Source organism: Acetobacter sp. (genome assembly GCF_047723915.1).
Classification (GTDB): domain Bacteria; phylum Pseudomonadota; class Alphaproteobacteria; order Acetobacterales; family Acetobacteraceae; genus Acetobacter.
In genome coordinates, this window is record NZ_JBDOBQ010000011.1 from 6355 (window position 1) to 24554 (window position 18200).

15 protein-coding genes and 1 tRNA gene are annotated in these 18200 nt (G+C 63.9%); 4 read left to right on the top strand and 12 right to left on the bottom strand.

From position 1 onward, the window contains the following. Nucleotides 1–113: 113 nt before the first annotated feature. From recO to dnaE, 7 genes are all read right to left on the bottom strand, one after another. A complete protein-coding gene (recO, locus tag ABF990_RS07840; RefSeq protein ID WP_415491026.1) occupies nucleotides 114–926 on the bottom strand; it encodes a DNA repair protein RecO in 813 nt (270 codons plus the stop codon). 45 nt (nucleotides 927–971) lie between these two features. Continuing rightward, nucleotides 972–1877, bottom strand: a complete 906-nt coding sequence (gene tsf, locus ABF990_RS07845) for a translation elongation factor Ts (protein WP_415491017.1) — start codon at nucleotides 1875–1877, stop codon at nucleotides 972–974. A 133-nt stretch (nucleotides 1878–2010) separates the two neighbouring features. Then, on the bottom strand, nucleotides 2011–2793 hold the full coding sequence (rpsB, locus tag ABF990_RS07850) for a 30S ribosomal protein S2 (protein ID WP_415491016.1): 783 nt from the start codon (nucleotides 2791–2793) through the stop codon (nucleotides 2011–2013). 204 nt (nucleotides 2794–2997) lie between these two features. After that, complete coding sequence (locus ABF990_RS07855; protein WP_415491025.1) at nucleotides 2998–4101, bottom strand: Rieske 2Fe-2S domain-containing protein; 1104 nt, start codon at nucleotides 4099–4101, stop codon at nucleotides 2998–3000. 229 nt (nucleotides 4102–4330) lie between these two features. Next, the gene (locus ABF990_RS07860; protein WP_415491015.1) at nucleotides 4331–5137 is read right to left on the bottom strand and encodes an aminotransferase class IV; all 807 of its coding nucleotides are present in this window, start codon (nucleotides 5135–5137) and stop codon (nucleotides 4331–4333) included. Further along, the gene (locus tag ABF990_RS07865; RefSeq protein ID WP_415491014.1) at nucleotides 5134–6516 is read right to left on the bottom strand and encodes an anthranilate synthase component I family protein; all 1383 of its coding nucleotides are present in this window, start codon (nucleotides 6514–6516) and stop codon (nucleotides 5134–5136) included. Before ABF990_RS07865 ends, ABF990_RS07860 begins: the two co-directional genes overlap by 4 nt. A gap of 3 nt (nucleotides 6517–6519) precedes the next feature. After that, nucleotides 6520–9939 (bottom strand): DNA polymerase III subunit alpha, encoded by a 3420-nt coding sequence (dnaE, locus tag ABF990_RS07870; RefSeq protein WP_415491013.1) that lies wholly within the window; start codon nucleotides 9937–9939, stop codon nucleotides 6520–6522. 419 nt (nucleotides 9940–10358) lie between these two features. Between dnaE and panC the strand changes: the two genes are divergently transcribed. Both panC and ABF990_RS07880 read left to right on the top strand, forming a co-directional pair. After that, nucleotides 10359–11198 (top strand): pantoate--beta-alanine ligase, encoded by an 840-nt coding sequence (gene panC, locus ABF990_RS07875; protein WP_415491012.1) that lies wholly within the window; start codon nucleotides 10359–10361, stop codon nucleotides 11196–11198. A 48-nt stretch (nucleotides 11199–11246) separates the two neighbouring features. Beyond that, nucleotides 11247–11600, top strand: a complete 354-nt coding sequence (locus tag ABF990_RS07880; RefSeq protein WP_415491011.1) for a RidA family protein — start codon at nucleotides 11247–11249, stop codon at nucleotides 11598–11600. A gap of 282 nt (nucleotides 11601–11882) precedes the next feature. On the opposite strand, the gene ABF990_RS07885 is transcribed toward ABF990_RS07880, so the two are convergent. Further along, a tRNA-Asn gene (locus ABF990_RS07885) sits at nucleotides 11883–11958 on the bottom strand. 119 nt (nucleotides 11959–12077) lie between these two features. Here ABF990_RS07885 and ABF990_RS07890 point away from each other — a divergent pair. Beyond that, nucleotides 12078–13121, top strand: a complete 1044-nt coding sequence (locus ABF990_RS07890; RefSeq protein ID WP_415491010.1) for an ABC transporter substrate-binding protein — start codon at nucleotides 12078–12080, stop codon at nucleotides 13119–13121. Nucleotides 13122–13173: 52 nt separating this feature from the next. Here ABF990_RS07890 and ABF990_RS07895 read toward each other — a convergent pair whose 3' ends face one another. The 3 genes from ABF990_RS07895 to gluQRS form a co-directional block, all read right to left on the bottom strand. Continuing rightward, on the bottom strand, nucleotides 13174–14379 hold the full coding sequence (locus tag ABF990_RS07895) for a pyridoxal phosphate-dependent aminotransferase (RefSeq protein WP_415491009.1): 1206 nt from the start codon (nucleotides 14377–14379) through the stop codon (nucleotides 13174–13176). Between the two features lie 4 nt (nucleotides 14380–14383). Continuing rightward, nucleotides 14384–15586, bottom strand: a complete 1203-nt coding sequence (locus tag ABF990_RS07900) for a pyridoxal phosphate-dependent aminotransferase (RefSeq protein ID WP_415500701.1) — start codon at nucleotides 15584–15586, stop codon at nucleotides 14384–14386. 175 nt (nucleotides 15587–15761) lie between these two features. Beyond that, nucleotides 15762–16745 carry a tRNA glutamyl-Q(34) synthetase GluQRS gene (gene gluQRS / locus ABF990_RS07905; protein ID WP_415500700.1) on the bottom strand — a complete coding sequence of 328 codons (984 nt, stop codon included), beginning with the start codon at nucleotides 16743–16745 and terminating at the stop codon, nucleotides 15762–15764. Between the two features lie 196 nt (nucleotides 16746–16941). Here gluQRS and ABF990_RS07910 point away from each other — a divergent pair, with 196 nt between their 5' ends. Next, nucleotides 16942–17505, top strand: coding sequence for an HNH endonuclease (locus ABF990_RS07910; protein ID WP_415491005.1), 564 nt, complete (start codon nucleotides 16942–16944; stop codon nucleotides 17503–17505). Between the two features lie 215 nt (nucleotides 17506–17720). Here ABF990_RS07910 and ABF990_RS07915 read toward each other — a convergent pair whose 3' ends face one another. Beyond that, nucleotides 17721–18011 carry a hypothetical protein gene (locus tag ABF990_RS07915; protein ID WP_415491004.1) on the bottom strand — a complete coding sequence of 97 codons (291 nt, stop codon included), beginning with the start codon at nucleotides 18009–18011 and terminating at the stop codon, nucleotides 17721–17723. Nucleotides 18012–18200 lie beyond the last annotated feature (189 nt).

Sequence of the window (18200 nt, forward strand, 5' to 3'; positions counted from 1 at the left end):
GAGGCGTGGAGGCGTGGAGGCGTGGAGGCGTGGAGGCGTGGAGGCGTGGAGGCGTTATTCCCGTTACCCGGGCATGAGGCAACCTGCCCCCTTGCCCGAAGGCTGCCACCGGATCATCCTGGTTCTGGTGTTTGTGCCCCTGTGGCCGGGTCAGTCCTGTCGCCCGTGGGGATGCTCGCCTCCTCGGCCGCCAGTTTTTCCACCCGTTCGACAAGGCGTTGCCGGGCGGCGGGCAGAGGCAGGTGCCGCTGCCCGAAGGCGTCACGCGCAAGAAAATGCCCGCTCAGCCGCAGGCCCTGCGCCCAGTCATGGGGGGTGCCGGTTTCATCGGCATTAAGCAGAAAGGACGGAAGCGGCAGCAGGCGCTCCTTCCAGGGGGCAGCGGCAGCCGCGCTGACCGCCCGCCCGCTGCGGGGGGAGACATAAGCCAGCCCGTCGCGCTGCCCGGTCAGCGCGCAGTTCTCAAGATCGAGCCCGAAGCCCAGCGTGCGCAGCAGGGCCAGTTCCCACCTTATATACTGGGGCATGGCCTCCCGTTCGGCCACAACGGGGTCGTAACCCAGAAAAGTCATAAGCCGGATTGTCTCACCGAACAGGGGTGGACAGGGTTCGCGTTCAGGCAGGGTGGCGTCGGCCAGCGCACAGGTGGCAACCGCCATGGCCATGGCCAGCGGGGCAGAAAACAGCCGGGCGGTGCAGCCGTACAGCACCTCGCCCGAAAGGCGGCACGGGCTGCTTTCCGTCCGGCGCTGCATGCGGGTTTTCACCACATTGCCCGGCTGCCACACGCCACGCCCGGCCCGGCTGGCGCCGCCATAGGCCAGGCCACGCACAAGGCCGTCGGCCTCGGTCAGGACATGAACCCGGGCACCGCTTTCGCCCGACGGACCCACAAAAACGACAAGGGCGGGAGCCTCCGTATCCAGAGACATCCCGCCCTCGCGCATCATCACTGCAAATCCGCGCGGGACTTACACGCCAGCGACCTTGGCAACTTCAGCCGCGAAATCGTCCACGGTCTTTTCAATGCCTTCGCCAAGCTGGAAACGGTCGAAACCGGCCAGCTTCACGCCTGCCTTCTTGACCACGTCCTTCACGCGGGTTTCACCGTCATGCACCCAGACCTGTTCCAGAAGCACGACTTCTTCGTAGAACTTGCGGATACGGCCTTCGACCATTTTTTCGATAATGGCTTCGGGCTTGCCGGACGCGCGGGACTGTTCGACCAGCACGGCGCGTTCGCGCTCGATTTCGGCCGGGTCCAGGCTGTCCGTGTCCAGGGAGGACGGACGGGTCGCGGCAACATGCATGCCGATCTGGCGGCCCAGCGTCTCGATCGCATCGGACGGGGTCGGGGCTTCGATCGCAGCCAGAACGCCGATCTTGCCAAGGCCCGGACGCAGCGCGCCATGCACGTAGGTTGCCACCACGCCGGACGGCACAGTGAACACGCGCGCGCGGCGCAGGGACATGTTCTCACCGATCGTGGCGATCAGGTGCGTCAGTTCGTCAGCCACGGTGCGGCCGGTGTCGAGCATGGTGCCCTTGATGGCTTCAAGGTCTTCACCGACCTTGAGCGCTACCTTGGCGGTCGCTTCGACAAAGTTCTGGAACGCTTCGTTACGGGCAACGAAGTCGGTTTCGGCATTCACTTCGACCATGGCAGCCGACTTGTCGCCAGAGGCCACAGCCACCAGACCTTCAGCCGCGACACGACCGGACTTCTTGGCGGCGGCGGCAAGGCCCTTGGTGCGCAGCCAGTCGATGGCGGCTTCGATATCGCCGTTGGCTTCGTTCAGGGCTTTTTTGCAGTCCATCATGCCCGCGCCGGTTTTTTCGCGCAGGTCCTTGACCAGTGCAGCGGTAATTTCCGCCATGCTTCATACTCCCTTTAAAACCGGAACGCGCCCCATGTCAGGGGCGCGCCGGCCTGTTCGCCCACCCGCCTGGAAAGCGGGTCGTCATATATGTAAACGGCCCGGCTGCTGGCCGGGCCGTTTCACAAAAGGCTCAGCCTGCCGCCGGGGCGTCCGCCGGGGCCGCTTCCAGGGCGGGTTCAACCGGCAGGTCCTCGGAAGCACCCACGTCAGCGCCGGATGCACCCAGCTCGGCCGAGATACCATCCAGCACGGAGGCGGAGACCAGATCGCAATACAGGCCAATGGCGCGAATCGCGTCATCATTGCCCGGCACCGGATAGGTAACGCCACGCGGGTCGGAGTTGCTGTCCAGAATCGCAACAACCGGGATACCCAGCTTGTTGGCTTCTTCAATGGCCAGCTTTTCCTTGTTCGTGTCGATCACGAACAGGATGTCGGGCAGGCCACCCATTTCCTTGATACCGCCGAGCGAGCGTTCCAGCTTGTCGCGCTGACGGGTCAGGTCCAGGATTTCCTTTTTGGTCAGGCCCGAGGTGCCGCCTTCAAGCATTTCCTCGATCTGGCGCAGACGCTTGATGGAGCCCTGAATGGTCTTCCAGTTGGTGAGCATGCCGCCCAGCCAGCGATGGTTGACATAATACTGACCGCAGCGGCGGGCTGCTTCAGCGATCGGGTCCTGTGCGGCGCGCTTGGTGCCGACGAACAGAACGCGGCCACCACCGGCAACGCCGTCACGAATCGCCTTCAGGGCGCGGTCGAGCAGGCCGACCGTCTGCTGCAGGTCGATAATGTGAACCTGGTTGCGCACGCCGAAAAGGTACGGCGCCATGCGCGGGTTCCACCGGCGGGTGTGGTGACCAAAGTGAACACCGGCTTCAAGGAGCTGGCGCAGTGTGAAATCGGGCATCGCCATGGGGCGTATCCTACCTGTTCTGGTTGATCCTCCGCAGGGCGCTGCCCGGCCTTTCGGCTGGACACCAGAGGTGGAATGGCCCCGCGTGCGTCGTCCCGGCCTGTGCCGAGCGGCGCCTGTATGGCTTTTTTTGTCCGTTCAGGCAAGACCAAAAACCACCCGCCCATGGTCCGCCGTCCATGACGGGCGCGCCTGTCCGCGCACCTACCCGGCCGGAAAGGCCGCCCTGTTGGGTACGCCGCTGGCCGCCAGCAGGGCGCGCAGTTTCCTGACAACGGGAAACACCTCCACATTGCGGTCCCCGCCCAGTTCACGCCAGGCCTGCTGCTCCATTTCCACGATCTCGCGGTCTTCCTCGAAAATGCGGTGCGTGAACAGCCCGAGGGCTGGCCATGCGAGATCGAGCAGGAACGCCCATCTGGGCTTTTTGACCGAAAGCAGCCCGAAAGCCTGCGTCACCTGCTGGGCGTCGCCCAATGGCAGGTAGCACACCCACAGATCCATGATCAGATCGCCATCCTTGTCGTGGATTTTCAGTGTCTGGTAGGGATAGGTGGTGCGGACGGAGACAATTTCCTCCACCGGCTGTTCGCGGCCTTCGGTATCATGGTGGCGGCCGAAAATCAGCGCTTCGGCCAGAGGCTGGTTGCCGCCCTTGCGGGCAAAGCTGTAACGCGCCTCCAGAAAGCCCGCCCCTTCGTCCTGCCCCATGAAACGCGCCGTGATGGAGCCCATCTGGCGGCGGTGCAGGAACTGATGGTTCATGTCCATCAGGTTTTCATGCATGAAGGTGTAATGGCATTTCAGCCTGGGGCTGAACGTGCGGGTCTTGAACTCGGGGTTGCCCACCTGCGCCACATCCGGCACGGGCACCTGCGCGGCCAGCGCCGGGTCACCGGGGAATATAAAGATAAGCCCGTCTTTTTCGCGGCAGGGATAGGCGCGCACCGGCCGCCCCACGCCGTCGCGGTTCAGGTAGGGTACGGTCACGCATTTGCCCTGACGGTCGAACGCCCAGCCATGGTAGCAGCATTTGACACAGCCGGCCTCGTCCACCACCCCTTTGCTGAGCGGCACCTGCCGGTGGGCGCAGCGGTCTTCCAGCGCGTAAACCGGGCCGTGTTCGGGGCGGATAAGGGCTATGGGGTGGCCTGCATAGCGCGCTGCAAACGCCTTGCCCGGCCGGACCTTGCGCGACCATGCAACAGGGTACCAGAAATCGGGGTCGCAATCGATCCGGCGCAGATCGGGCCGGGGTGCCTGCGCCGCGCCGTGACCGGCGGCATGACCTGCCGTGTTTTGCGCCATCGTGTCCACCTGCATGGGGATCTCCTTTTTTACGCATGCTCACAGGCCTTTCGGACGCGTGCGCGCCGGGCCTGCAAACCGCAGCGCACGATTACCCCCTCACCCCCCGCGGGCAAGCCCCCTGGCTGCATGCCAGATCACCCCTTGCCCCGCGCGCCGCGCACTGCCCGGCAACCACACGGCAGGCCCCAAAGGCCCCGGCACCCCGGCATGACGCCAGCACCGCGCCCTATTCGCCCTGCTGCAGGCAGTCCACGATCCTGCGGGTCATATCCGCATCCTGTGCCATGACCTGAGTGTCCAGCCGGGTCATGACCCGCAGCGACAGCGTATTGACCAGCCATGCGCCATGGGCCCACAGGATCTGTTCCGTGTCCAGCGGGTGTTCGCGCAGCATGCCCTGGCCGATCAGCACACCCCGCGCCACGCCCGGCAGCGCGCCGTCCGCCACTGGCGGGGTCAGCAATCCGTCATCCGCCGCGATGACAAGGGTGCCCACCGTGCTTTCCGCAACCCGCCCGGCGACATTGAGCAGCAGCGCGTCATCGGCCCCGGCGCGGGCAGCTTCCTGCCGGGCGAGAATGGATGGCAGGTAGTTCAGGCTCTTGATCCGTGACAGGGGAGACGTTTCGTCGCGCCGGATCAGGCGCGATGTCATGACCCGTGCTTCCGACACGGCAAAACCGCCCGTGCTGGCCACCAATGTCATGGTGGGGGCCGCATCCTGCGCGGGCAGCAGGCCACGGGGGCCTTCCCCCCGGGTTACGGTCAGGCGCATCGCACCTTCCACCAGCCCTATGGCCTCCGCAAGGTCGGCCGCCGCCTGGCGCACCGTGGCCGTGTCGGGTACGGCAAGGTTCAGCACCCGCCCGCCTTCCGCCAGCCTGCGCATATGCGCATACAGGTTCATGACGCAGCCCGCCCGTACACGCATGGTCTCGAACAGGCCATCACCCAACGTATAACCCCGGTCCATGGGGCTGATACGCGCCTGTTCCAGCGGGCAGAGCACGCCGTTGTGCCAGATGATGCTCATGCCTGCTGCGCGAACGCCGTAAAGGGAACAAGCTTCAGACACATTTCCTCATATTCCTTTTGTGGGTCTGACAAAATCGTAATACCGCCACCTGTGCCTATGGCCAGAACCTGGCCCGTGCGGGCAAAGCTGCGGATAATGACCGAACTGTCCATGCCGCCATCGCACCCGACCCGGAACACCGTGCCGCAATAAGCCCCCCTGGCCGAGGCTTCCAGTTCATCGATAATTTCCACCGCCCGGTGCTTGGGCGCACCCGTGACCGAACCGGGCGGCAGGGTGGCGGCCAGCAGGTCGAACACGTCATGCCCCACCTTTAACATACCCCGCACCTCGGATACCAGATGATGCACATGGGCAAAGCGTTCCACATGCAGGAACTCGGGAACGCGCACACTGCCGATTTCAGCCACACGCCCGATATCGTGACGCATGAGATCGACAATCATCAGATTTTCGGCGCATTCTTTTTCGTTTTGTGCAAGCCAGCGCGCCAGTTTTTCGTCTTCATGCGCTGTCGCACCGCGCGGGGCCGTGCCCTTGATGGGGCGCGACGTGATCTCCCCGCCTGAACTGACATTGAGAAAACGTTCGGGCGAACAGGAAAGAAGCGCAAAATCCGGCCCGCAGGACAGATAAGCCCCGAAAGGGGCGGGCGCATGGCGACGCAGATGCCGGTAAATATCCACATCCCGCAGGCTGGCCGGCACACGGACCGTATGTCGCGCCGTGATATTGACCTGAAAAATATCGCCCGCGGCAATATAATCCCTGGCCCGCGCCACCATCTTGCAATAGTCCTGTGGGCTCTGGTCGGCCGCAAGGGGCAGATCGGGCATGGGGGGCAGGTCCATGGCATGGACCGGCAGGGCGCACCACTGGGCAACGGCAAGCCCGCGCGCTTCATCATCCAGCCCGTTGATGGAAAACCCGGCTATATAACAGCGCTTTTCCTTCCTGTCCCACAAAAATGCATGATCGTAGAGTGCCGCCGCCAGCCAGGGTTCTTCTGCCCCTTCATGGCGTGAGGGTACTCCCTCCAGCCCCAGTCCGAAACCGTAGCCGGCAAAGCCCACCAGCCCCCCGACAAAGGGCAACCCCGCAGGCTCCAGACCGGCGGGGCCAGCCTGACGGGGCAGGATATTTCTCAAATAATTAAGAATTTCATGCGGGGTTTTACAATCCAGCGCCACGCCGTCGCATTGCGCATGGGTAGGCCACGCGGTCAGCACATGACGGGGCCTGCGGCAGAAAATTCGCCACCTGCTGCGCGCCTCCAGCGTGCCGCCGCTGTCGAGCAGCGCACACCATGCGTCATGCCCCCAGAGCGCCAGAACCGTATCCGGCTCACGCCATGGCAGATCCCGCACCCATGTCACGGATCAGACCTGCTCCACGCGTGAGATACCGGGCAGGGTGCGCAGTTTCTGCCCCAGCAGCGGCGTGACACGGTAGCCCCCGCGCAGGCGGATTTCCACATCGCAACTGTCGGTCACGCCCGGCAGCAGCACAATGCGCCCTGCCCCGCCTTTCTGGTCCTGTAGGGCGGTCTGCAACTGCGGCAGGGCGTCCTCGCGCTCCAGCCAGATGCGCAGTTCGCTCTGCCGCTGGGCGGCGGCCTGTTCCAGTTCCACAATATCGGTGGCGGTAATGCGCAGGGCCTCGCCTTCGAGCTTGAGTTCCGCACTAACCAGCACGGCGGCCCCCGCCACCAGAATTTCGCGCACACGGCCCAGCACTTCGGAAAAAACCGTGACTTCGCACCCGCCCGATGCATCGGACAGGCGCACCCAGGCCATTTTATTACCCGTACGGGTGGGGCGTTCCTTGCGGTCGACAACACAGCCCGCGATCTTTACGCGGCTTACACCCGCTTCAGCCACCGCCAGCAGTTGCGACGCCCGCGTAACCCCGAGCTTGCGCAGCACCAACCCGTAGGAATCCAGCGGGTGGGCCGTCATGTGAAAGCCCACGGCCTCGGCCTCCATGGCCAGGCGTTCGAATTCCGGCCAGTCGGGGCTGGTATCCAGCCGCAGGGGTTCCTTCTCGCCCCCGCCGCCAAACAGCCCGATCTGGCCCGACGCTGCCTCCTGCGCCTGGGCATGGGCACGGCGCAGAATGACATCCGCCGAATGGAACAACCGCGCACGGTTGGGTTCGATACATTCGAACGCACCGGCCTTGGCCAGATTTTCCACCTGCATGCGGTTGATCTGGCGCGGGTCTATCCGGGTTGCGAAATCGACCGGATCGGTAAAGGGCTTGCCGTTGCGCGCCGCCACCAGCGCCTCCATCGCGCTGAAACCCACTTTCTTGATCGCGGCCAGTGCGTAGCGGATACCGTATTTGCCGTCCTCCACCTGTTCGACCGAAAAATCGGCCTCGGACCGGTTGATGTCCGGCGGCAGGACCGCAATACCCATGCGTTCGGCTTCCTGCCGCAGGGCTGCGAGCTTTTCCGTTTTTTCCCGCGCGAGCGACATGCAGGCGGCCAGAAAGGCCACAGGGTGGTTCGCCTTCATCCACGCTGTCTGGTAGGACACCAGCGCATAGGCCGCCGCATGGGATTTGTTGAAGCCGTAATCGGCAAATTTGGCCATCAGGTCGAACACCTCGACAGCCTTGTCCTTGGCAATGCCACGCCCCATGGCGCCATCGGTAAAAATCGCGCGCTGGTGGTCCATTTCCGCGCGGATTTTCTTGCCCATGGCGCGGCGCAGCAGGTCGGCGGCACCCAGGCTGTAGCCCGCCATTTTCTGGGCGATCTGCATGACCTGTTCCTGATAGACCATGATACCGTAGGTCTCTTCCAGGATATCGCGAATTTCCTCGTGCGGGGGTTCCCAGGCCTCGCCATGCTTGCGGCGACAGTAATCGGGAATATTCGCCATGGGTCCGGGCCGGTACAGGGCCACGGCGGCAATCAGGTCTTCCAGCCTTGTGGGGCGCATCTGCTTGAGCACGTCGCGCATGCCCGCGCCTTCGAACTGGAACACGCCCGCCGTGTCACCCCGGCTGAGCATGTCGTACGTCGCGGGGTCATCGAGCGGGATGCTGCTCAGGTCGACGCTCTGGCCCATCCGGCTGATGAAATCCACCCCGCGCCGCAGGATTGTCAGCGTCGTCAGACCCAGAAAGTCGAACTTGACCAGCCCCGCCTGTTCGACAAATTTCATGTTGTACTGCGTGACCAGCGTATCGCTTTTCGGGTCGCGGTACAGCGGCACAAGGTCCACCAGCGGGCGGTCCCCGATCACGACACCGGCGGCGTGCGTACTGGCGTGGCGGTACAGGCCTTCAAGCTGCTGGGCAATTTCCATCAGCCTGCGCATGGCTTCATCGCCGTCGCGCATTTCCTGTAGCTTGGGCTCCCCCGCGATCGCGTCCTTCAGGGTCACGGGCTTGGCGGGGTTGTTGGGAATAAGCTCGGCCACACGGTTGACCATGCCATAAGGCAGCCCCAGCACACGCCCCACGTCACGCACGGCCGCACGGGCCTGCAACTTACCGAAGGTGATGATCTGGGCGACACGGTCCGCCCCGTATTCCCGCCGGACATAGGCTATGACTTCGTCACGCCGGTCCTGGCAGAAATCGATATCGAAGTCAGGCATGGACACGCGTTCGGGGTTGAGAAAGCGCTCGAACAGCAGGTTGAAAGGCAGGGGGTCGATATCGGTAATGGTCAGCGCCCAGGCGGCCAGCGACCCTGCCCCCGACCCACGCCCCGGCCCTACGGGAATATCATGCGCCTTGGCCCACTGGATGAAGTCGGCCACGATCATGAAGTAGCCGGGAAACCCCATCTTGGCGATGATATCAAGCTCGAACGCCAGTCGTTCGCGGTAGCGTTCCTGGGTGGCGTCATCGGCCTGCATGGCGGCAAAGCGCCGTTCCAGCCCTTCACGCGCCATGGCGCGCAGGGTTTCGTCCTCTGTCGCCCCTTCGCGCACCTTGGGGCAGACCGGCAGCAGGGGCTTGCAGGTTTCGACCTTGATGGCGCAGCGCCGGGCAATCTCAAGCGTATTGTCGCACGCTTCGGGCAGGTCGGCGAACAGGGCCCGCATCATCTCGGGCGGCTTGAACCAGTGTTCGGGTGTTACGCGAAAGCGGTCTTTTTCCGCCATGGTACGCCCCTGCGCGATGCAGATCAGCGCGTCATGGGCCTCGTACATGTCAGGTTTGGGGAAAAAGCATTCATTTGTCGCGACAAGGGGCAGGCCGAAGCGGTCGGCCAGGCCCAGAACGCCGGGTTCGACCGCTTTTTCCACCGCCAGGCCGTGGCGGTGCAGTTCCACGATCAGCCTGTCGCCATAGGCTTCATGCAGGCGGGACAGCCAGCGTTCGGCCTCATCCCTCTGGCCTTCAGCCAGCATCTGGAACAACGGACCGCGCGTACCCCCGCTCAGCAGCATCAGCCCTTCGGCCCGTTCGCACAGCACGTCGAGACTGACGAACGGGTCCGCCGGGTCGGACGTCTGGAACCCGGACGAAGACAGGATCTGCAGATTGGCAAGGCCGGTCTCGTTCTGGGCCAGCAGCACAACGGGTTCGGCGGGGGCACCGGGCTTGTCGTTGCGGGCGGGCAGGCCGATCTGGCAACCGATAATCGGCTGGATACCGCCCTTGGCGCAATATTGCGAGAACTCCAGCGCGCCAAACAGATTGCCCGAATCCGTTATGGCTACGGCGGGCATGCGCATTTCGCCCGCAAGTGCGGCAATATCCGCAACGCGGATCGCGCCCTGGCTGAGTGAATAGGCGGAGTGAACACGCAGGTGAACGAAATCGGCATGAGACATGGCATGCACCATAGCACAGCCTGCAGGGTTCTTCACGACCGCATGAGCACAACACGCCGCCCGGATGTGTTCCACCCCGCGCGAAAGGCCCCCCGCGCATTGCCGGTCTTACCCACAGGTGCCAGCGATAAGCCCCGCCCCACTTGGCCTCGTTCGCCACCCAACTGGCCCTTACCGGCCCCGTTCGGCCTGAACTGGCCCTCACTGGCTGCCGCTGGGCCAGTCCGGGGCCAGTTCAGGGCCAGTGAGGGCCAATTCGGGCCAGTTCCGGCACAGCCTTGCCGCGACCCCCCTGCCCCACCGCGCCTGGTGCAAACGCCTTGCTGGAATCGCGGGACAAACAGCGCTAAACCCGCAGCATACCGAGCCCGTTCCGCAAGGTCCGGGCATTTTGTCTTTCGTTTTTTCCAGGGCAATTCATGGATATCGTCAGAACCAGGACCGAACTGCACCAGCGTGTCACGCACTGGCACGCGCAGGGAGAAAAAATTGGCGTAGTGCCCACCATGGGCTCGCTCCATAACGGCCACATGGCCCTTGTCCGCGCACTGGACGGCAAAGCCACCCGCAGGATCGTGAGCGTTTTCGTCAACCCGATCCAGTTCAACAATCCCGAAGATTTCAGCCTCTATCCACGCGGGCTGGAAGCCGACGCCGCCCTGCTGGAACAGACCGGCGGCGTGGATGTACTTTACGCCCCCGACGAAAACGAAATGTACCCGCAGGGTTTCTGCACCCGCGTGCTGATCTCGGGCATGGATACGGTGCTGTGCGGGGCCGACCGGCCGGGCCATTTTGACGGCGTGGCAACGGTTGTCACCAAGCTTCTGCTCCAGAGTGGGGCCGATATCGCAGCCTTTGGCGAAAAGGACTACCAGCAGCTCGGCATTATCAGGCGGCTGGTTGCGGACCTGGACCTGCCGGTCTCGATCCTGCCCGTGCCAACCGTACGCGACCCTGACGGACTGGCCCTGTCATCGCGCAACAGGCGGCTGAGCGTGACAGCCCGCCAGCAGGCCGCGACACTCCCCTCCGCCCTGAAGGCCTGCCTTGCCGCCCTGCGGGCGGGCCAGCCCGTGCCCACAAGTCTTGAGACCTGCCGCACCACATTGGCCAGCGCTGGGTTTGACGTGCATTACCTGGACCTGATGCACGAAGACACGCTCAAACCCGCGACCCAGGCAGGCCCCGGCACACGCCTGTTCGTCGCGGCAACGCTGGACGGCATCCGCCTGATCGACAACATGCCCACACTTTGAGCAGGCTGATTTTTCTGTTTTTCTGAAACCCGAAAGGACCACAGGACCATGAGCATCATCCGCCTCGAACCCGAAGAACGCCTGAGCGGCGCCGTCATTTACGGTGGGCTGGTTCACCTGGCCGGACAGGTCGCGGACGACCCCAGCCAGGACGCACAGGGCCAGATGGAAGATATCCTGCGCCAGGTCGACGCCCTGCTGGCCCAGGCCGGCACGGACAAGAGCCGCATGCTTTCCGTTCAGATTTTTCTGGCCGACATGAACGACATGGCGGGCATGAACCGGGCATGGGACGCGTGGCTGGACCGTGCGAACAAGCCCGCGCGCGCCACGGTGGAAGCCAGACTGGCCAACCCTGCCTGGCGCGTGGAACTGACCGGGGTTGCGGCCCTTCCCAGATAACCGGCGGACCGGACCGGCATTGCCCGGAACCGGCGCGCGACCATGCCCCATGCCCTACGTAAGGGGCCAGGATGCGGCCTGCACAGGGCGGTGTGCGACACACCGCCTGTTCGGGGCTGGAACGGGGTTTTCAGACAGCCCATACAGAGCCCACGCCCGTTTGCGGCCGATATGCCGCGCATACATACCGGCAACGGCCGACATGGGGGCAACGACGCGGGACCGCAGGCCGGAACACTGACCCTGCCTTGCGAAACATCTTGATTTTCAAGGAAAAAAGGCTGGCTCCCGAAGTAGGACTCGAACCTACGACCCAGCGATTAACAGTCGCTTGCTCTACCAACTGAGCTATTCGGGATCAGCGAGGCACCGTATAGCGAGCCACGCTGAACGCGTAAACCCCCTTTCAGGAATTTTTTTTCTTTTTCAGGCCTTAACAAGACGACTCTGCGGGGCAAGTCGTAGTAAGCAGGATGTATGACCACCCGTGGCCCCTCTTCCGTATCCCGCCGCGCTGTCCTGTCAGCGGCCGTGCTCGCCACAGCGGGAACCGCCGCAACCGTGTTTTACGAACACTGGCGGCACCGCCTCCACGGCCCGCACCGGCACCCCGACGGGGTGTACCGCAAGCTGCTGCTGGGATGGGCCGCGGCGGAGCACTGCCCCGTATACGTTGCAGCGGCCGAAAAAGGGTTTTTCGACCACTACAATCTCGATATCGACATCGCCCCCGCGACCATGAACGGGCACGACACGCTGGAGGCCCTGCAACGCCGGGAATTCGACTACGCCGTCGCCCCCGCGCTGACATGGCTGCCCTATCTGCATGCGGGGCTTCCGGCCCATATCGTCATGGGGGTGCAGCCGGGTTATTTCCGCCTGCTGGTGCGACGCAGCAGCGGCATTACGCGACTGGACCAGCTTATGGGCCGCAATGTCGCCATGCCGGACTCGAACGCGGCCGACAAACTGTTTTTCTCCATCATGATGCGTCGCAAGGGGCTGGATGCGTTGAACCGCATCAACTGGGTGGACCTGCCCTTTGCCGAAATAGCGGACAGCGTGCGCGCCCAGCGGATCGACGCGGTTGTAGCGCACGACCCCTATGGCTGGCTGCTGCTGCAAACCGCACCCGATCTGTTTGTGGAACTGGCTGGCAGCAATTCGGGCCATTATGCCCAGCGCACCAGCCTGGTGCTGGGTGTGTCCGATCACGCCCTGCAGGCCGACCCCGACGCCGCCGCCTCGCTCGTGCTGGCGCTGCACAGCGCCGCGCGCTGGGCCAACACCCACCGCGACGACGACGCAACACTGATCGCGGGTAACATGCCCGAACTCTCGCCCGCCAGCGCGCGCGCCATGCTGCACGACGCACCCGCCATCCAGACCGCGCTGGGCCAGAACCTGCGCGACCAGATTGCGCAGTACTGCGACGAACTCCAGCTTGTCGGACTCCTGCCCGAAGCCGAAAACACAACTCTTCTGGCCCAGAGCTATACCCGCAACGTCCTGCGCGAATAACGCCTGAACCGGACCGCTACCCCCGGCATGTCACCACGCCGGGGGTGCCACGTTACCTCAACCCGCCGACAAAACGGGCAATACGCGCGCAGGCTTCGCGCAGGTCCTCATCCGACGTGGCGCAGGACAGACGCAGGTAGGGCGAAGACCCGAAGGCGCTGCCCGGAACCGTGGCCACGAACTCCTCTTCCAGCAGGGCCATGGCAAAGTCATGGTCCGTGTCCAGCACCGTGCCGCCCGCTGTTCTGCGCCCCAGGCAGGCCGCCACACCCGGATAGGCATAGAACGCACCTTCGGGCATGGCGCAGGTCAGGCCCGGTACGGCGCGCAGGGCTTCCACCACGCTGCGCCGCCTGCGGCTGTAGACCGCAACCATTTCATCCACCAGGTCGGGCGGGCCATCCAGCGCCGCCACAGCCGCCGCCTGCGCTATGGAGCACACGCCAGACGTGGCGTTACCCTGCACGGTGCGCATGGCCGCGATCAGATCGGCCGGACCACCGGCAAACCCCACGCGCCAACCCGTCATGGCATACGCCTTGGACACACCGTTGAGCGTGATGGTACGGGCCTTCAGGTCCGGGGCCACCGCCGCGATGGAGACTGCCTGCGCTCCATCGAACACCAGATGTTCATAGATTTCGTCAGACAGGATCCAGACATCGGGGTAGGCGCGCAGCACATCGGCTATGGCCTGCATGTCCTCGATCGTGCAGACCGCACCCGTCGGGTTGGAGGGAAAGTTCAGCACGACCCAGCGTGTCGCGGGTGTCAGCGCGGCCGCCAGCGTGTCGGCCCGAAGGCGAAAACCGTCTTCCTCCCGGCAGGGAACGTAAACCGGCTTTGCACCGAACATGCGCGCGATCAGCGGATAGCTGACCCAGTACGGGGCAGGCACGACAACCTCGTCCCCCGGGTTCAGCGTTGCCATGAAGGCATTGAAAATGACCTGCTTGCCGCCGTTGGACACCATGATTTCCGACGGAGCGTAGTCCAGCGCATTATCACGCGCGAACTTGCGGGCAATGGCGGTCTTGAGCGCGGGGGTGCCATCGATCGGCGGGTATTTGGTCTGCCCGTCGCGGGCGGCCTGGTAGGCGGCCTCCACCACGGCGGGTGGCGTCGCGAAATCCGGCTCGCCCAGGGCGAGGGAGATCACGGACTTGCCCTCCCCGCGCAGGGCGCGGGCGCGGGCGGCCATTTCAATCGTGGCGGGGGCGGGCAGCCCCTGCAGACACTGTGCGAAAGTGCGTGACATGATCTTACACAATCCCCGCGCAGAAACGCTGGATACGCGTGCAGGCGTCGCGCAGGCTGTCGGTATCCGTGGCGTAGGAAATCCGCATATAACCGGGATACATGAAGGCGGAGCCATGAACGGCGGCAACGCCTTCTTCCTCCAGCAGGGCGGTTACGAAATCCTCGTCCGTTGTCAGGGTTTTTCCGCCCGGCGATGTCCTGCCCAGGCAGGCCTCGATATTGGGGAAGACATAGAACGCGCCCTGCGGGGTCGCGCATTGCAGGCCACGGGCCTGGTTGATCATGGACACCACAAGGTCGCGCCGGTCCTGGTACGTGGCCACCATGGTCTGGATAAAGTCCTGCGGGCCGGTCAGGGCTTCCACCGCCGCCGCCTGTGCTATGGAGCACGGGTTAGAGGTGGACTGGCCCTGCAGCTTGTTCATGGCTTTGGTCAGTTCCACAGGCGCGCCGGAAAAACCGATACGCCAGCCGGTCATGGCATAGGCCTTGGACACGCCGTTCATGGTCAGGGTGCGCGGGCGCAGCCGGGGTTCGACCTCGACAAAGGTCGCGGGACGGAAACCGTCATAGGCCAGCTTGGCGTAAATATCGTCGGTAAAGATCCAGACATGCGGGTGGCGCAGCAGCACGTCGCACAGCGGGCGCAGGTCCTCGGCCGAATAGGCCACGCCGGTCGGATTGCACGGCGAGTTCAGGAAGAACCATTTGGTGCGCGGCGTAATGGCGGCTTCAAGCTGTTCGGCGGTGATACGGAAATCGTTTTCGCGCAGGCAGGGTACAATAACCGGCACGCCTTCGGCCAGGGTGACGATATCGGGATAGGACACCCAGCACGGAGCAGGAATAATGGCTTCATCGCCGGGGTTCAGGCTTGCCATCATCGCATTGTAGATGACCTGCTTGCCACCGGTGGAGACAATGACTTCCTCGAGCGTGTAGTCCAGCCCGCTGTCCAGGCGGAACCGCTCGGCCACGGCACGGCGCAGTTCGGGCGTGCCGGCAACGTCGGTATAGCGTGTCTGCCCGGCCGCGATGGCCTTGACGGCGGCATCGGCAATGTTGCGCGGGGTCGGAAAATCCGGTTCCCCGGCTGACAGGCTGACGATATCGCGCCCCTCTGCCTTGAGCGCGCGCGCGCGGGTGGAAATAACAATGGTCTGGCTCGGGCTGATCCTGTTCAGGCGGTCAGCAACAATGCTCATGGTTTCTTATCTTTCCGACACGGTTCCATCAGGCTTGCCACGGTGGTGGGGTGGCCCACCCACAAGACAAAGCGGCTCGCCGTTCAGCGGCACACACTAATCGTGTTCCCTGTCGGACGGAACCTGTGTTTTCTGCTCTCCCGTCCTTTTTTTACCCTGATCGCCGACAAGTGCTTTACGGCATATCAGGCATGTCAGGCACACCGGCGCGGCGGCGCACATCGGCCGGTGCAAGCCCGGCCTCGCGCATGGCCCGCACCGCAAGCGCACCGTCGCGCTTGGCCAGCCTGCGCCCCGTGCCATCGCATAACAGCGGGTGGAACGCATAGGCCGGGACAGGCCAGCCCATAAGAGCCTGCAACAGGCGGTGCAGGTCGGTCGCGGGGCGCAGGTCCTCCCCGCGGGTTACAAGCGTTATACCCTGTGCCGCATCATCATGGGTGACGCACAGATGGTAGGAGACCGGCACGTCACGCCGGGCCAGAACGACATCGCCAAACAGTTCGGGCCGGCAGGCGACCGTGCCGCGGTCCAGATCGCGATAGGCAAGCGCCCATGCGCCGCCAGTCCCCTGCCCGCAATTATGGCTCTGGCTCTGGCTCTGGCTCTGGCTCTGGCTCTGGCTCTGGCTCTGGCTCTGGCGCACATGCTCAAGTGCTCGCGCCATGTCCAGCCGCAGCACATAAGGCTGGCCCTGCGCCAGCCGTTCCCTCCGCTGTGCGTCGGGCAGGGTACGGCACCGCCCCGGATACAGCAGCGCGCCATCCGGTGCGGTATGAGGGGCGGAGAACATGGCCGCACTTTCGCGCGCGATATCGGCACGGGTACAAAAACACGGATACACCACCCCAAGCCCGGCCAGACGGTCCAGCGTGCGCCTGTACGCAGGCATGTTCTCCGACTGGCGCAGCACCGGACCATCGGGCACCAGCCCCAGCCAGGCCAGATCATCCAGTATCGCCTGGCCGAACTCGGGCTTGCAGCGCTGGGGGTCTATGTCCTCCAGGCGGAGCAGCCACGCGCCGTCCGGGCGGGAATATGCCCAGCCATGAAAAGCGGAGGCGACATGCCCCAGATGCAGCAGCCCCGTGGGGCTGGGCGCAAAGCGCGTACGCCATGCATGGGCCGGCAAGACACTGGAATGTAATGAAAACTTCATGACTATACGACCACCTGCACCACCGCGCGCGAGTACATTATGGTATTTATATTAATTCTTCACTGTTTCTTGCCACGTTCTTGCGTGTCTGCAATACTCCGCTCGATACTTACCTCGACGACGCACTTCCCCGCGGTCGGCTCTGAGTTCATGACCCCGGAAAGCGGCGTTCTCGTGACCGATGAGGAGGCACGCCTTGGCGGATGGCAGTATACTGAATTTCCCGGCTCTGGTCCTCAATGCCGATTTCCGGCCTCTGTCCTATTTCCCGCTTTCTCTATGGTCCTGGCAGGATGCGATCAAGGCGGTCTGTCTGGACCGGGTGTCGGTTCTGGATGAATACGACATGGAAGTTCATTCCCCCCGGCAGACATTCCGCCTGCCCAGCGTCATTGCGCTGAAGGATTTTATTCCCGCAGCGCGCAAGCCCGCCTTCACCCGGTTCAATGTGTTCCTGCGGGACAATTTTTCCTGCCAGTATTGCGGGGAACGCCACCCCACACAGGAACTGACATTCGACCACGTCATTCCCCGCTGCAAAGGTGGCCGCACAAGCTGGGAAAACGTCGTGACCGCGTGCGGGGGGTGCAACCTGCGCAAGGGGCCGCACATGCCCAAACACATCGGCATGATCCCGCGCCGCCCACCGGGCCGCCCCACATCGTGGGAACTACAGGAAAACGGTCGGGCTTTCCCGCCCAATCACCTGCATAAAAGCTGGTGCGACTATCTGTACTGGGACACCGAACTGGAAAGCTGAGCGCACACGCCGCAGGGCCCGTTCGGTGCCACAGGCAGGCCGCCCGTGCGGGGTGGTTTTTCGCCCCGCCGGTGACGGCCTTATACGTTTTATGTCAGTTTACGCAGCGCAACGCGGCATCGGGCATGGGGCACGTACAGGCCTGAACCGGCATGGACTGCCAGAATCCGAGCCGAACGAAATACCCCCCGTCACGGCAGCCGCATAATCCTGCTTCAGCGTGTGTAGCTGTAGCCGTGGTCGTCCGCCATTTTCTGGAGGTCGGGCGCGCCTTTCAGGTTCAGCGGAACAGGCTTTGCGTTCTTTTCGGTCAGGACAAAGCCGTTATTGGTCATGCGCGCGCAGGTGTTCGCAGCCAGCGGAAAGCTGAGAAACATCGGCCCCGCCATCTGCTTGCGCATGCAGCCGACATCGCTGTCAGTGGGAAGACGCCCGATCTCGGACGAGCAGCCGCCAAGCGCCACCCCACCAAGTGCCAGCAACCCCAGGCCAAATTTTTTGATCATATGCGTCACCGACCCGCGTACCTTGTTTCCAGCTTTTGCAATGTCGCCACACCTGCGGGCTACGCGGCCCTTGTATGGCCCCTGCGTTACCTGCCGTCCGGTGGTGGCGACAGATCGTGCCACGTCCGGCCTGTGTCGGCTAGGGAGCGTATGACACGCCCCCGTTCCGCGCAGCGCATGGCAGCACCG

Coding starts and splice junctions, on each gene's coding strand:
- tsf (WP_415491017.1), bottom strand. CDS start 1,877: ATGGCGGAAATTACCGCTGCACTGGTCAAGGACCTGCGCGAAAAAACC.
- rpsB (WP_415491016.1), bottom strand. CDS start 2,793: ATGGCGATGCCCGATTTCACACTGCGCCAGCTCCTTGAAGCCGGTGTT.
- ABF990_RS07855 (WP_415491025.1), bottom strand. CDS start 4,101: ATGGCGCAAAACACGGCAGGTCATGCCGCCGGTCACGGCGCGGCGCAG.
- ABF990_RS07860 (WP_415491015.1), bottom strand. CDS start 5,137: ATGAGCATCATCTGGCACAACGGCGTGCTCTGCCCGCTGGAACAGGCG.
- dnaE (WP_415491013.1), bottom strand. CDS start 9,939: ATGTCTCATGCCGATTTCGTTCACCTGCGTGTTCACTCCGCCTATTCA.
- panC (WP_415491012.1), top strand. CDS start 10,359: ATGGATATCGTCAGAACCAGGACCGAACTGCACCAGCGTGTCACGCAC.
- ABF990_RS07880 (WP_415491011.1), top strand. CDS start 11,247: ATGAGCATCATCCGCCTCGAACCCGAAGAACGCCTGAGCGGCGCCGTC.
- ABF990_RS07890 (WP_415491010.1), top strand. CDS start 12,078: ATGACCACCCGTGGCCCCTCTTCCGTATCCCGCCGCGCTGTCCTGTCA.
- ABF990_RS07895 (WP_415491009.1), bottom strand. CDS start 14,379: ATGTCACGCACTTTCGCACAGTGTCTGCAGGGGCTGCCCGCCCCCGCC.
- ABF990_RS07900 (WP_415500701.1), bottom strand. CDS start 15,586: ATGAGCATTGTTGCTGACCGCCTGAACAGGATCAGCCCGAGCCAGACC.
- gluQRS (WP_415500700.1), bottom strand. CDS start 16,745: ATGAAGTTTTCATTACATTCCAGTGTCTTGCCGGCCCATGCATGGCGT.
- ABF990_RS07915 (WP_415491004.1), bottom strand. CDS start 18,011: ATGATCAAAAAATTTGGCCTGGGGTTGCTGGCACTTGGTGGGGTGGCG.